The organism is Micrococcus luteus NCTC 2665, assembly GCF_000023205.1.
Lineage (GTDB): Bacteria > Actinomycetota > Actinomycetes > Actinomycetales > Micrococcaceae > Micrococcus > Micrococcus luteus.
In genome coordinates this window covers 825,842-839,524 of sequence record NC_012803.1, presented here as the reverse complement: position 1 = coordinate 839,524, position 13,683 = coordinate 825,842, and the positions used below count along the sequence as shown (strand labels likewise).

Annotated in this window: 11 protein-coding genes; 5 read left to right on the top strand and 6 right to left on the bottom strand. The window is 72.7% G+C overall.

Going from position 1 to position 13,683, the window contains the following annotated elements; all coding sequences use genetic code 11:
• Position 1 precedes the first annotated feature (1 nt).
• From MLUT_RS15415 to guaB1, 4 genes are all read right to left on the bottom strand, one after another.
• Positions 2–997, bottom strand: coding sequence for a metal ABC transporter substrate-binding protein (locus MLUT_RS15415; protein WP_010079053.1), 996 nt, complete (start codon positions 995–997; stop codon positions 2–4).
• Between the two features lie 76 nt (positions 998–1,073).
• On the bottom strand, positions 1,074–2,132 hold the full coding sequence (locus MLUT_RS15410) for a hemolysin family protein (RefSeq protein WP_010079054.1): 1,059 nt from the start codon (positions 2,130–2,132) through the stop codon (positions 1,074–1,076).
• On the bottom strand, positions 2,129–3,445 hold the full coding sequence (locus MLUT_RS15405) for a hemolysin family protein (RefSeq protein WP_010079055.1): 1,317 nt from the start codon (positions 3,443–3,445) through the stop codon (positions 2,129–2,131). Before MLUT_RS15405 ends, MLUT_RS15410 begins: the two co-directional genes overlap by 4 nt.
• Before the next feature lie 184 nt (positions 3,446–3,629).
• Positions 3,630–5,111, bottom strand: coding sequence for a GMP reductase (guaB1, locus tag MLUT_RS15400; protein WP_010079056.1), 1,482 nt, complete (start codon positions 5,109–5,111; stop codon positions 3,630–3,632).
• 201 nt (positions 5,112–5,312) lie between these two features.
• Between guaB1 and MLUT_RS15395 the strand changes: the two genes are divergently transcribed.
• From MLUT_RS15395 to MLUT_RS24265, 3 genes are all read left to right on the top strand, one after another.
• On the top strand, positions 5,313–9,023 hold the full coding sequence (locus MLUT_RS15395) for a multifunctional oxoglutarate decarboxylase/oxoglutarate dehydrogenase thiamine pyrophosphate-binding subunit/dihydrolipoyllysine-residue succinyltransferase subunit (protein ID WP_012750803.1): 3,711 nt from the start codon (positions 5,313–5,315) through the stop codon (positions 9,021–9,023).
• Positions 9,024–9,098: 75 nt separating this feature from the next.
• Positions 9,099–9,704 carry a GDSL-type esterase/lipase family protein gene (locus MLUT_RS15390; protein ID WP_010079058.1) on the top strand — a complete coding sequence of 202 codons (606 nt, stop codon included), beginning with the start codon at positions 9,099–9,101 and terminating at the stop codon, positions 9,702–9,704.
• Positions 9,705–9,748: 44 nt separating this feature from the next.
• The gene (locus tag MLUT_RS24265) at positions 9,749–9,823 is read left to right on the top strand and encodes a 50S ribosomal protein bL37 (protein WP_370426847.1); all 75 of its coding nucleotides are present in this window, start codon (positions 9,749–9,751) and stop codon (positions 9,821–9,823) included.
• A gap of 127 nt (positions 9,824–9,950) precedes the next feature.
• Here the strand turns inward: MLUT_RS24265 and rsrA are convergent, their stop codons facing one another.
• Entirely contained in the window at positions 9,951–10,229 is a 279-nt protein-coding gene (gene rsrA / locus MLUT_RS15385; protein ID WP_010079059.1) for a mycothiol system anti-sigma-R factor, read from the bottom strand.
• The gene (locus tag MLUT_RS15380) at positions 10,226–10,942 is read right to left on the bottom strand and encodes a sigma-70 family RNA polymerase sigma factor (protein WP_012750802.1); all 717 of its coding nucleotides are present in this window, start codon (positions 10,940–10,942) and stop codon (positions 10,226–10,228) included. The genes rsrA and MLUT_RS15380 overlap by 4 nt, the downstream gene beginning before the upstream one ends.
• Positions 10,943–11,148: 206 nt before the next feature.
• On the opposite strand from MLUT_RS15380, the gene aroA reads away from it, so the two are divergent.
• Both aroA and rsgA read left to right on the top strand, forming a co-directional pair.
• Complete coding sequence (gene aroA, locus MLUT_RS15375) at positions 11,149–12,579, top strand: 3-phosphoshikimate 1-carboxyvinyltransferase (RefSeq protein ID WP_010079062.1); 1,431 nt, start codon at positions 11,149–11,151, stop codon at positions 12,577–12,579.
• Positions 12,579–13,679, top strand: a complete 1,101-nt coding sequence (gene rsgA, locus MLUT_RS15370) for a ribosome small subunit-dependent GTPase A (protein WP_010079063.1) — start codon at positions 12,579–12,581, stop codon at positions 13,677–13,679. Before aroA ends, rsgA begins: the two co-directional genes overlap by 1 nt.
• The last annotated feature ends 4 nt before the right edge of the window (positions 13,680–13,683 follow it).

Sequence of the window (13,683 nt, the reverse complement as noted above, 5' to 3'; positions counted from 1 at the left end):
CTCAGCCCTCCAACGCGTCGGCGAGGGTGCGGGCGTTGACGAGCATGGCCTCGGCGTAGTCCGCCTCCGGGGTGCCCTTCGGGCCGACGCCGCCCTCGTAGACCTCGATGACCGGCAGGTCGCCGGCCTCTTCGGCCACGGTGTCCACGAGGCTGTTGCGCGCGCCCACGGACGTGATCACGGCGTCCGCGCCGCCGTCACGGATGGACCGGGCGAGCTCGGCGATCTCCTGGGAGGAGGGCTCGCCGTCGGTGGAGCCGCCCGGGACGACGACGCCGGACACGGTGAAGTCGTAGGCCTCGGCGAAGTAGCCGTAGGCGTCGTGGTCCGTGACCAGCGTACGGCGGTCCTCCGGGACCCCGGCGAGGATCTCCCGGACCTGCGCGTCCGTCTGCTCGAGCTCCCCGCGCACGGTGGCGCCGCACTCGGCGAACCTCTCGTCGCCCCGCTCCTGGGCGAGCGTGTCGCCCATCAGCTCGGCGGCCCTTGCCATGCGGGCGACGTCCATCCAGACGTGCGGATCCTCGGACCCGTGGTCATGGCCCTCGTGGCCCGCCCCCTCCTCGGCGTGGTCATGGCCGCCGAAGGGCAGCGGATCCAGCTGGGGCGCCACCTCGACGACGGTCGCGCCGTCCGCCTCCGCGTTCGCGAGCGCGGACTCCATGCCGCCCTCGAGGCCGAGGCCGTTGGAGAACACGAGGCCGGAGGAGACCATGTCCTTCACCTGCGCGGACGAGGCGGAGAAGTCGTGCGGGTCGTCGCCGGGGCCCATCACCGTGGCGCTGCGGGCGTCGGCGCACGCGACCACGCGGTCGAGCACGGAGCCGAGCTGCGTCGTCGTGGCGACGGCCACGGGCGCGCCCGCGGCCGAGCCGGACCCGGCGGCAGCAGCCTGCGCACCCGAGGAGTCGCCGCCGGTCCCGCCGCACGCGGCGAGGCTCAGGGTGAGCGCGGCGAGGGCCCCGGTCAGGGCGGGCAGACGACGGCGGCGGAGCATGGGGCGACCTCGTTCGTGTCGGGGACGGTGCATGAAATCGGTTCTCAACAGTAGCACCGCGCCGCCCGCGCGACGCTCACGCGGGCCGGAACCGACGCGGCGACTGCGTCACGTCGTTGATCTCCCCGACGAGCTCCTCGAGCACGTCCTCGAGGAAGAGGATGCCCGCGGTCTCGCCCTCGGGCGTGATCACCCGGGCCAGGTGGGAGCCCGTGCGCTGCATGAGCGCCAGGGCGTCCTCGACCTCATCCTCGAGCCGCACGTTGGCCAGCGACCGCACGCGCGTGAGCGGGATCGGCTCGTCGTACCCCGACGGCCCCACGGTGAGGACGTCCTTCAGGTGCAGGTAGCCGGTGTAGCCGCCGTCGGGGTCCTCGACCACGAACCGGGAGAAGCCCACGCGACCCACGGTCCACTCGAAGTCGTGCGGCGTGATCCCCTCGGGGACGGTGACGACCCGTTCCCGCGGCACCATCACGTCCCCGGCCCGGTGGTCCGAGAACTCGAGGGCCGAGTGCAGCACGCCGGACTCATCGTCCAGGGTGCCCGAGCGGGTGGACTCGGCCACGATCGACTGCACCTCCTCGAGCGTGTAGGAGGAGGCCACCTCGTCCTTCGGCTCGATGCGCAGTGCGCGCAGCACGAGGTTGGCCGTCCAGTTCAGCGCGGCCACGACCGGATGCAGCAGCTTCGAGAGCCACACGAGCGGCGGGGCCAGCAGCATCACGGCGCGGTCCGCGAACGAGACGGCGGCGTTCTTGGGCACCATCTCGCCCAGGGTCACGTGCAGGAAGGTGACCACCAGCAGCGCGAGCACGAAGGCGGTGACATCCGCCGCCGCGGCCGGCACCCCGAGGGCGGCCATCGGGACGACGAGCAGGTGGTGCAGCGCCGGCTCGGACACGTTGAGGATGAGCAGGGAGCACACCGTGATGCCGAGCTGGCAGACGGCCAGCATCTGGGAGACGTGCTCCATCGCGTAGAGCGCCACCTGGGCCTGGCGGGAGCCGGCCTCGGCCCTCGGCTCGATCTGCGCCCGACGGGCGCCCATGACGGCGAACTCGCCCGCCACGAAGAAGGCGTTGGCGGCCAACAGGACCACCAGCCACAGCAGTCCGACGACGTCCCCGTTCATGCGCGCGTCTCCTCGTCCTCAGCGGCCGGGTCGAAGCGCACGCGCTCGATGCGGCGGCCGTCCATCCGCTCGACCGTCAGGGTGCCGCCGTCCACGTCCACCACGTCCCCGACCTCCGCCAGGCGCCCCAGTCGGGCCAGGATGTACCCGCCGACGGTCTCGTAGGCCCCGTCCTCCGGCACCACGAGGCCCGGGATCTGGGTTCGCACCTCGTCGGGCCGCAGCTCCGCCGGGAAGTACCAGCGGCCGGAGGCCGTCTGGAGGACCCCCGGGGTGACTCGGTCGTGCTCGTCCGCGACCTCGCCGACGATCTCCTCCACCACGTCCTCGAGCGTGACCACCCCGGCGGTGCCCCCGTACTCGTCCACGACGACGGCCATCTGCAGGTTCGCGTCGCGCAGCTCGGCCAGCAGCTGGTCCAGGTGCACGGTCTCCGGCACGCGGATGACCTCCGTCATCAGTGCACCGGCCTCGAGGTCGGCGCGGCGCTCCCGCGGCACGGCCACGACCTTCTTCACGTGCACCACGCCGCGGATGTCGTCCGAGGAGTCGCCGATCACGGGGAACCGGGAGTAGCCGGTGCTGCGGGCCAGGTCCAGGACCTCGGGCAGAGCCTGGTCCTCCCTCACCGTCTCCACGCGGATGCGCGGGGTCATCACGTCCGCGGCGGTGCGGTCCGCGAAGCGCAGCGTCCGGTCCAGGAACGTGGCGGTCTGCGCGTCGAGCGTGCCCAGCTGCGCCGAGCGGCGGACCAGCGAGGAGAGCTCCTCGGGGCTGCGGGCGCCGGAGATCTCCTCCTTGGCCTCGATGCCCACGCGGGCCAGCACGCCGTTGGAGAACCCGTTCAGGACCAGGATCGCCGGCTTGAACACGGTGCTGAACACGAGCTGGGGCCGGGCGAGTGCTCGGCCGATCGCCATGGGCTCGGCGATGGACATGTTCTTGGGGATCAGCTCGCCGAGGAGCATCGAGAGCAGGGTTGCCACGACCATCGCGACGACGAGCGAGACGGTGCCCACCACGCCGGCCGGCAGCCCCACCTGGAGCAGCAGCGGGTCGATGAGCCGGCTGATCGCCGGGTCCATCACGTATCCGGTGAGCAGTGTGGTCAGGGTGATGCCCAGCTGGCACGCGGAGAGCTGGGTCGAGAGTGACTTGAGGCAGCGCAGCAGGGGCTCGGCGCCGCGGTCACCCGCGTCCACCATGCGCTGCACGGTCGGCACGTCGATCGCGATCAGTGCGAACTCGACGGCCACGAAGAACCCGGTGCCCACGATCAGGACCAGGCCGAGGATCAGCAGGAGCCACTCCACCCGACCTCACCCCCTCGACGGCGGGCCGGGCGGCGGTGCGGGGCACCGGGACTGGAAGGCTCCGATCCGGCCGCGTCCGCGTGGGCGGACGGGCGGTCTGGCACACAGGTGTCAGGGTGATCCATAGTCCGTCCAGTATAGGGGCGTCAGGCCCCGGCGGAACGGGCCGGGGAGAGCGGCCGCCTCACCACGACGAGGCGACCGGCCGGCCCTCCTCGTAGCCCGCCGCGGACTGCAGGCCGACGACGGCGCGCTCACGGAACTGCGCCAGGTCGTGGGCGCCGGCGTAGGTCAGCGACGAGCGCACACCGGACGTGATGGTGTCCAGGAGGTCCTCCACCGACGGGCGGCGCGGGTCCACGTACATGCGTGAGGACGAGATGCCCTCCTCGAACATCGCCTTGCGGGCCTTGGTGAAGGCGTCCTCGTGGCGGGTGCGGTGCTGGACCGCGCGAGCCGAGGCCATGCCGAAGCTCTCCTTGTACCGCCGACCGTCCGGGCCGTGCACGAGGTCGCCCGGAGACTCGAGCGTCCCCGCGAACCACGAGCCGATCATCACCGAGCTGGCTCCTGCGGCCAGCGCGAGCGCCACGTCCCGCGGGTGCTTCACCCCGCCGTCCGCCCACACGCGTGCCCCCAGCTCGCGGGCCGCGATGGCGCACTCCAGGACCGCCGAGAACTGCGGCCGGCCCACCGCGGTCTGCATGCGCGTGGTGCACATCGCGCCCGGGCCCACGCCCACCTTGACGATGTCCGCGCCGGCCGCGACCAGGTCCCGGACGCCGTCGCCGGAGACGACGTTGCCGGCCGCCACGGGCACGCCGGGGTCGAGGGCCCGCACGGCGGCGAGCGCGTCCAGCATGGTCCGCTGATGACCGTGCGCGGTGTCCACGACGAGCACGTCGACACCGGCCTCGACCAGGGCGGCGGCCTTCTCCCCCACCGCCCCGTTGATGCCGACGGCGGCGCCGACGCGGAGCCGTCCGTCGTCGTCGAGACCGGGCGTGAACAGGGACGAGCGCAGCAGGCCCGCCGCGGTGACGACCCCGCGCAGCACGGGGGCGGCGGCGCCCACCGCCGAGTCCACGACGGGGGCCATCTCCTGGCGCGCTGCGTGCAGGCGCTCGAAGGCTGCCCGCAGCGCGTCCTTGCTCGGGGCCCCGTCCGTGCCGCCGAGCTCGGCGAGCGTGAGGGTCACCGCCGGAGGGTGCATGACGGAGGCGGCCGAGGCGAAGCGGTCCATGCCCTCGCAGTCCTGGGGGCTGACCACGCCGAGCAGCCCGCCGTGCGCGTCGACCACGCAGACGGCCCCGTGGTTGCGGCGGTCCACGAGGTGGAGCAGGTCCAGCACCGTGTCCTGCGGCCCGACGGTCAGGGCGGTGTCCGCCACGGGGTGGGCCGCCTTCACCCGACGCACGACGTCCCGGATCACGTCCGCCGGGATGTCCTGCGGCAGGATTCCGAGACCACCGCGCCGGGCCATGGTCTCGACCATCCGCCGCCCGGTGACGGCGGTCATGTTGGCGGAGACCAGGGGGACGGTGGCACCCGTGCCGTCATCCGGGGCGATGTCCACGTCCATGCGACTGGCGACGTCCGAGTGGGAGGGCACGAGGAAGACGTCGTTGTACGTCAGGTCGACGGCCGGGTCGGTGAGAAAGCGCATGGCGTCATGCTCCCAGACGCGGCGGACGCCGAGAGGCCCCTGCGCGTCCGCCGGGAGCAGAGTCGAGCCGAGGCCGCGGCATTCCGACCGGGGCCGTCGAAGAACTATGATGTCCCGAGGCGTTCCCGGCCCCACGCGCGCCGCGCGGGTGGCCCGGCGCAGCACATCGCATCCCAAGGCTCAGGAATGAGGCGTTACACAGTGCCAGAACTCACGTCGGACCGGCTCGCACAGGAGTTCCCCGGGAACGAACGGCTCGTGGCCGAGATCTACCGGAAGTACCGCGAGGACGCCGGTTCCGTGGACCGGCAGTGGGCACAGATCTTCGCCCGCCTCGAGGCCAGCGCCCCCGCCGCCACCGAGGCCGAGCCGAAGGCCACCACCACGGCCGAGCCGAAGGCCTCCGCCAAGGTGACCGAGCCGAAGGCGGCGACCGCCCCGGCCCGGGGTGCGCAGCCCAAGGAGACCTCGGTCAGCACCGGCCCCAAGGCCAAGAAGACCCCGGCGGCCCAGGCCGTGCCCTCCGAGCCCGCCGACACCGCCACCACCACCGGGGACGAGAAGCAGGAGAAGGCCACCGTCCTCAAGGGCATGGCCAAGGCCGTGGCCACGAACATGGACGCCTCCCTGTCCATGCCCACCGCCACCACCGTGCGCGACCTGCCGGCCAAGGTGCTGATCGACAACCGCGTGGTCATCAACAGCCACCTGGCCCGCACCCGCGGCGGCAAGGTCTCCTTCACCCACCTCATCGGCTACGCCGTGGTCCGCGCGCTCGCGGCCATGCCCTCGATGAACGTGATCTACGAGGAGCGCGACGGCAAGCCCACCATGGTGGAACCGGCCCACGTGAACTTCGGCCTGGCCATCGACCTGCCCCGCCCGGACGGCACCCGCGCGCTCGTGGTCCCGAACGTGAAGGCCGCCGAGACCCTCGACTTCCGCGGCTTCTGGAAGGCGTACGACGACCTCGTCCAGCGCGCCCGCAAGAACAAGCTGACGATGGACGACTACGCCGGCACCACGGTCTCCCTGACCAACCCGGGCGGCATCGGCACCGTGCACTCGGTGCCCCGCCTGTCCCAGGGCCAGGCCGCCATCATCGGCGTCGGCGCGCTGACCTATCCGGCCGCCTTCCAGGGCGCCGCCGAGTCCACGCTGCACGACCTGGCGATCTCCAAGACGATCACGCTCACCTCCACGTACGACCACCGCGTGATCCAGGGCGCCAGCTCCGGCGAGTTCCTGAAGATCGTGCACGGCCTCCTGCTGGGCGAGGACGGCTTCTACGACGAGGTCTTCCACTCCCTGCGCATCCCCTACGAGCCCGTCCGCTGGGCCCAGGACGTGCAGGTGAACCCGGAGGAGCAGATCGGCAAGGTCGCCCGCATCCAGCAGCTGATCCACGCGTACCGGGACCGCGGCCACCTGCTGGCCAACGTGGACCCCCTCGAGTACTCGATGGCCTACCACCCGGACCTCGACATCCGCGAGCACGGGCTCACCCTGTGGGACCTGGACCGTCAGTGGCCCACCGGCGGCTTCGGCGGGGCGGGCAGCCTGACGCTGCGCAAGATCCTCGGCGTGCTGCGTGACGCGTACTGCCGCACCATCGGCGTCGAGTACATGCACATCCAGGACCCGGCTGAGCGCGCTTGGCTCCAGGAGAAGCTCGAGCAGCCGTACGCCAAGCCCACCCGCGAGGAGCAGCTGCGCATCCTGGGCCGCCTCAACGCCGCGGAGGCGTTCGAGACGTTCCTGCAGACCAAGTACATCGGCCAGAAGCGCTTCTCCCTGGAGGGCGGCGAGTCCCTCATCCCGCTGCTGGACGGCATCCTCGGCGATGCCGCCGACGCCGGGCTGGACGAGGTCGCCATCGGCATGGCGCACCGCGGTCGCCTGAACGTGCTGACCAACATCGCCGGCAAGACCTACAGCCAGGTCTTCCGCGAGTTCGAGGGGGCCACCCCGGGCGGTGCCTCGGGCTCGGGCGACGTGAAGTACCACATGGGCACCGAGGGCACGTTCGTGTCCGACGCCGGCAACAGCACCCGCGTATACCTCGCCGCCAATCCCTCGCACCTGGAGGCCGTGGACCCGGTCCTCGAGGGCGTCGTGCGTGCCAAGCAGGACCGCCTCGATCTGGGCGGCCAGCGCCCGGACTCCTTCCCCGTGCTGCCGATCCTGGTGCACGGCGACGCGGCCTTCGCCGGCCAGGGCGTCGTGGCCGAGGTGCTGCAGCTCTCACAGCTGCCCGGCTACCACACCGGCGGCACCATCCACGTGGTCGTGAACAACCAGGTGGGCTTCACCACGCCGCCGACCCAGGCGCGCTCCACGGTGTACTCCACCGACGTGGCCAAGACCATCCAGGCCGCGATCTTCCACGTCAACGGCGACGAGCCGGAGTCCGTAGTGCACGTGGCCCAGCTCGCCTTCGAGTACCGCCAGCGGTTCAACAAGGACGTCGTCATCGACCTCGTCTGCTACCGCCGCCGCGGCCACAACGAGGGCGACGACCCGTCGATGACGCAGCCTCGCATGTACAACCTCATCGAGCAGAAGCGCTCCACCCGCAAGCTGTACGTCGAGTCCCTCGTGGGCCGCGGCGACATCACGCAGGAGGAGGCGGACAGCGCTCTGAAGGACTACCAGCAGCAGCTCGAGCGGGTCTTCGCGGAGACCCACGAGGACGCGCCCGCCTCCGGCGGCGAGGGCATCCGCCCGGCCGAGGACCGGGACGCGGCCCCGGAGGCGCCGGCGTCCACGGCCATCTCGGCCGAGACGCTGCGGGCCATCGGGCAGGCGCACCTCGACGTGCCCGCGGGCTTCACGGTCCACCCGAAGCTCGCGGCCCTGCTCGAGCGCCGCGCCAAGATGGCCGTCGACGGCGGCATCGACTGGGGCTTCGCCGAACTGGCGGCCTTCGGCTCGCTGCTCATAGAGGGCGTGCCGGTCCGCCTGGCGGGCCAGGACTCCCAGCGCGGCACCTTCACGCAGCGCCACTCGGTGTTCCACGACCGGATCACCGGCGAGACGTGGGCGCCGCTGAGGCACCTCTCCGAGGACCAGGCGCAGTTCTGGGTCTACAACTCGCTGCTGTCCGAGTACGCCGCCCTCGGCTTCGAGTACGGCTACTCCGTGGAGCGCTCCGACGCCCTCGTGCTGTGGGAGGCCCAGTTCGGCGACTTCGTGAACGGCGCACAGACGATCATCGACGAGTTCATCTCCTCGGCCGATCAGAAGTGGTCGCAGACCTCGTCCGTGGTCCTGCTCCTCCCCCACGGCTACGAGGGGCAGGGGCCGGACCACTCCTCCGCCCGCATCGAGCGGTTCCTGCAGATGTGCGCCGAGGACAACATGCGCGTGGTCAACCCCTCCACGGGCGCCAACCACTTCCACGTGCTGCGCGAGCAGGCCTACGCCCGCCCGCGCCGACCCCTCATCGTGTTCACCCCGAAGCAGCTGCTGCGCCTCAAGGCCGCCGCGAACTCGGTGGAGGACTTCACCGAGGGCCGCTTCCAGCCGGTCATCCCGGACGCCGGGGTGGACGCCAAGGACGTCACGCGCGTGGTGCTGGTCTCCGGCCGGCTGTACTACGACCTGCTCGCCCGTCGCGAGAAGTCCGGTGACACCTCCACCGCGATCGTGCGGGTGGAGCAGCTCTACCCGCTGCCACTCGACGAGATCCGCAAGGCGCTCCGCGCCTACCCGGACGCCGACGTCGCGTGGGTGCAGGACGAGCCCGCGAACCAGGGCCCGTGGCCGTTCATGGCGCTGAACCTCGTGCCGCAGCTCGACGTCCCCGTGACCCTCGTGTCCCGCCCGGCCTCGGCCGCGACCTCCGCCGGCACCAAGGGCCGCCACGACCAGGAGCTCAGCACGCTGCTGGACGCCGCCTTCGGCCGCTGACCCGGACCGACCTGCGCCGCCGCCGCGCCCTCCGGTGCGGCGGCGGCGCCGGATCGGCCGACGAAAGGACACACTGTGCACAACCGCCGGATCCGGATCGCCGCCGTCGGCGACCATCTGCTGGCCGGTGCGGGCGACGCTCGCGCCATCGGCTGGTGGGGCCGCGTGCTCGCCCGCACCCAGGCCCCCGACGTGGAGTTGGAGAACTACGTGCTGGCCGTGCCGCACGAGACCACCGAGGACCTCAACGAGCGCTGGTGGGGCGAGGCCTCGCGGCGCTTCTCCGAGGAGACGGAGAACCGCCTCGTCGTGGCCCTGTCCGACGCGGACCTGGACCTGGAGGCCACCTCCACCGCCCGGTCGCGGCTGAACCTGGCCAACGTCCTGGACACCGCCTCGCAGCGGAACATCCCGGTGCTCGTGGTGGGCCCCACACCCACCCTGGACGAGCAGCGCAACGCCCGGCTCGCCGAGCTCAACGCCGCCTACCTGGATGTGGCCGACCGGCGCAACCACGTGTACGTGGACACGTTCACCCCGCTGGTGGGCCACGAGCAGTGGCGCTCGGACCTCGCCTCCGGCCAGGGCCGGCCGGGCCAGGCGGGCCACGGGCTCATCGCGTGGCTCGTGCTGCACCGGGGCTGGTACCAGTGGCTCGGTCTGCCTGAGCCCACGGCATGATGTGACAGAATGGACCACCGACCGACTCGTTGAAGGGAGACGTCATGAGCAAGCGTGCACGCAAGCGTCGCGACCGCCGCAAGAACGGCGCCAACCACGGCAAGCGTCCCAACGCCTGATCGGCGTCGCGGACCGGCCGGGTGCCACCCGGCGACCGCAGACCACGAAGGGCCGTCCCCTCAGGGGACGGCCCTTCGTCATCGTCGGGGCGCCCGATCGGGTGCCCACGGGTCCCATCCCGCGGTGTCAGCCCCCAGTGACGGTCGTCGTCGAGATCTGGGTGATGCGGGTCATGATGGTGGCCCGCAGCTGCGCGGGCGCCTTGTCCTGGCAGCACCGACGCACCGCCGAGCGGATGAGCTCCTCGAGCTCCTTCTGGTGCCGGCAGTCCGGACACTCCGCCACGTGGGCGCGCACCTGCTCGATGTCCTCGGGCGTCAGGGCGCCGTCCAGGTACTGGTACAGCCGCTCCAGGGAGGCGTCCTGGGCTTCGCGGCACTCATTGCCGTGCTGGTCCGCGGTCATCGCGTGGCCTCCTTCGTGCTCGTCTCGGTCTGCTTCGTGCCGCCGCGCCCCGTCTTCTTCTTCGGCTGGGCCTTGATGCCGCGCGCGGCCGCGTAGTCCGCGAGGCGCTCGCGCAGCTGCTTGCGGCCCCGGTGCAGCCGCGACATGACGGTGCCGATCGGCACGTCGAGGATCTCGGCGATCTCCTTGTAGGCGAAGCCCTCCACGTCCGCGAAGTACACGGCGAGCCGGAACTCCTCCGGGATCGCCTGCAGGGCATCCTTCACCTGGGAGTCGGGGAGCCGGTCGAGGGCCTCCGACTCGGCGGAGCGCAGGCCACCGGAGGTGTGCTCGGCGGCCCGGGCCATCTGCCAGTCCTCCACCTCGGGGCTGTCCGCCTCGAGGGGCTGGCGCTGCCGCTTGCGGTAGAGGTTGATGTATGTGTTCGTGAGGATCCGGTAGAGCCAGGCCTTGAGGTTGGTGCCGGGCCGGTACTGGTGGAACGAGGAGTAGGCCTTCGTGTACGCCTCCTGGACCAGGTCCTCGGCGTCCTGCGGGTTGCGCGTCATGCGCAGCGCAGCGGAGTACAACTGGTCCACGAACTCGAGGGCGTCACGCTCGAACCGGGCACGGCGCTGCTGTTCGGACTCGGCGGCGACGTCGATGTCGGCGCGGTCGTGCTCGGGGGCGTCCTCGGGCCGGGCGAATTCCGGCCGGCTGTTGTCAGTGCTCATCGCTGGCCAGTCTACGGTTTGGGTTTGGGAGGGATGCGTCAGCAGGGCGGCGCTCATGCGGGGCTCCTCTCCGGCTGCGGTCCTCGGCGAGCGGGACCGGTGCGCCGTCACGGGTGCGGGGTCGTCCAGTGGAGCGCCAGCAGCGTTCCAGGTATTCCCCCGGGACAGGCCGACCCCGGCCGACAGACGCCGGATAGGCTGGTCCGGTGACCCGCCCCACGCGTGCCGCCGCGCACTCTCCCGCCCCCCGTCCCGACACCGCCGAGACCTGGCCCGCGCCCGTGGCGCGCGGCCCGGTGCGCGGAGACGTGCGGCTGCCGGGATCGAAGTCGCTGACGAACCGGCACCTCGTGCTCGCCGCCCTCGCCGACGGCCCGTGCGTCCTGCACGGCGTCCTCGAGTCGCGGGACACGGCGCTGATGCGCACGGCGCTCACAGCGCTCGGCGCCCGGTTCGAGCCCCTGTCCGACGGCGGCCTGCGCGTGCATCCGATGCCGGTCGGCGAGCCGCTGGCCGGGGATGTCGCCGTGGACTGCGGACTGGCGGGGACGGTCATGCGCTTCGTCCCGTTCGTCGCCGCGCTGCGGCCCGGCCGGGTCCGCTTCGACGGCGACGCCGGCGCGCGCCTGCGCCCGATGGCCCCGGTCCTGGACGCGCTGCGCCAGCTCGGGGTGGCCGTCGTCGAGGAGGGCGAGCCCGGGCGCCTGCCCTTCACGATGACGACCCGCGCGGACGCTGCCCCGGTGGCCCCCGACGGCGACGTGCCGGAGGTCGCGGTCGACGCCTCCGGCTCCTCCCAGTTCCTGTCCGCCGCGCTGCTGGCGGCCGCGGGGATGCCGCGCGGTCTGCGGCTGCGGCACACCGGGGAGGCCGTGCCGAGTCCGGAGCACGTCGCGATGACCGTCGGGGTGCTGCGCGCGCTCGAGGTGGACGTCACCGAGACGGGTCCCGGGGCGTGGACCGTGGCCCCGGGACGCGTCCCCGCGCACGAGGCGGCCGTCGAGCCGGACCTGTCCAACGCGGGCCCCTTCCTGGCGGCCGCCGTGGCCACGGGCGGCTCCGTGACGGTGCCGGACTGGCCGACCCGCACGACGCAGATCGGCGACCGCTGGCGGCGGATCCTGCCGCAGTTCGGGGCGAGCGTGGCCCTCACGGTCGACCGCACGGACCGCTCCCGCGGCCGCCTCACGGTGACCGGGGCGGTCCACGACGACGGCACGCCCCGCATCACCGGCGCCGGTGAGATCGCGGACACGGCCGAGCTCGCCCCCACCGCGGCCGCGCTCGCCCTGCTGGCCTCCGGGCCCACCCGCCTGACGGGGATCGGCCATCTGCGGGGTCATGAGACGGACCGGCTCGCCGCGCTCACCGCCGAGGCCGCCCGCCTGGGGATCACCGTGGACGAGGGAGAGACGGCGCTCGGCTTCCCGGGCACGGACGCGTCGGGACCGCTGTCGCCCGCCGCCCTCGAGACCTACCACGACCACCGCATGGCGACCTTCGCCGCCGTCGTCGGCCTGCGCGTGCCGGGGACCGGCATCGTGGACGTGGCGACCACCGCGAAGACGATGCCGGACTTCCCCGCATTGTGGACCGCGCTCGTGGCACCCGGCGACGCGGCAGAGGAGACCCGCTGATGGCCCGGCGCCTCGATCCCTCGGCGTGGGACGAGTCCGATGTCCGGGTGCGCCCGTCCAAGCGCGGCACCCGCCCGCGCACCAAGGAGCGGCCCAAGCACGAGGACGCCGAGATCGGCATGGTGACCACGGTGGACCGGGGCCGGTACGCCGTGGTGCTGCCCGAGCGCCTGGACGAGCGGATCACGGCGATGCGCGCGCGGGAGCTGCGCCGCACGCCGATCGCCACGGGCGACCGGGTGGCCGTCGTCGGGGACCTCTCCGGGGACGAGGGCACGCTCGCGCGCATCATCCGTGTCGAGGAGCGCGGCACGGTCCTGCGCCGGTCGGCGGACGACTCGGACGAGGTCGAGCGGGTGGTGGTGGCCAACGCCGACCTGCTGGTGATCATGGTGGCCGCGGCCAATCCGGAGCCCCGGACCGGCTTCATCGACCGCGCCCTCGTCGCCTGCTACGACGCCGGCATCCACCCGGTGCTCCTCATCACGAAGACCGACCTGCGTGATCCGGACGCGCTGGTGGCGCACTACGAGGCGCTGGACCTGGAGGTGATGACCTCCGGTGCGGCGACCTTCGAGGCCGAGACCGGGGACACCGCCCTGGACGCCTCGCTCGTGGCCCGGGTGGCCGAGCGGCTGATCGGGCACACCAGCGCGTTCGTGGGGCCCTCCGGCGTCGGCAAGTCCACGCTGCTGAACGCGCTCACCGGCGCGGAACGGGCCACCGGCCACGTCAACGCCGTCACCGGCCGGGGCCGGCACACCTCCTCGTCCGCGCTCGCGCTGCCGCTGACGGGCGACGACGGCGCCCCCCTGCCGGACACCTGGGTGGTGGACACCCCCGGCATCCGGTCCTTCGGGCTGGGCTGGGTCGAGCCGGACCGCGTGGTGGAGGCCTTCGACGACCTCGCCGGCGGACTGGCGGACTGCCCGCGCGGCTGCACCCACACCGCCGACTCCCCCGGCTGCGGCCTGGACGCATGGGTGGCCGCGGGCCACGCCGGCCCCTCGGGAGCGGCACGCCTGGCCTCGCTGCGGCGTCTGCTCGGCAACCGGCTGGCCCCCTCGGGGGCGGAGGACGCGGCGTCGTCCGAGGACTGAGGCG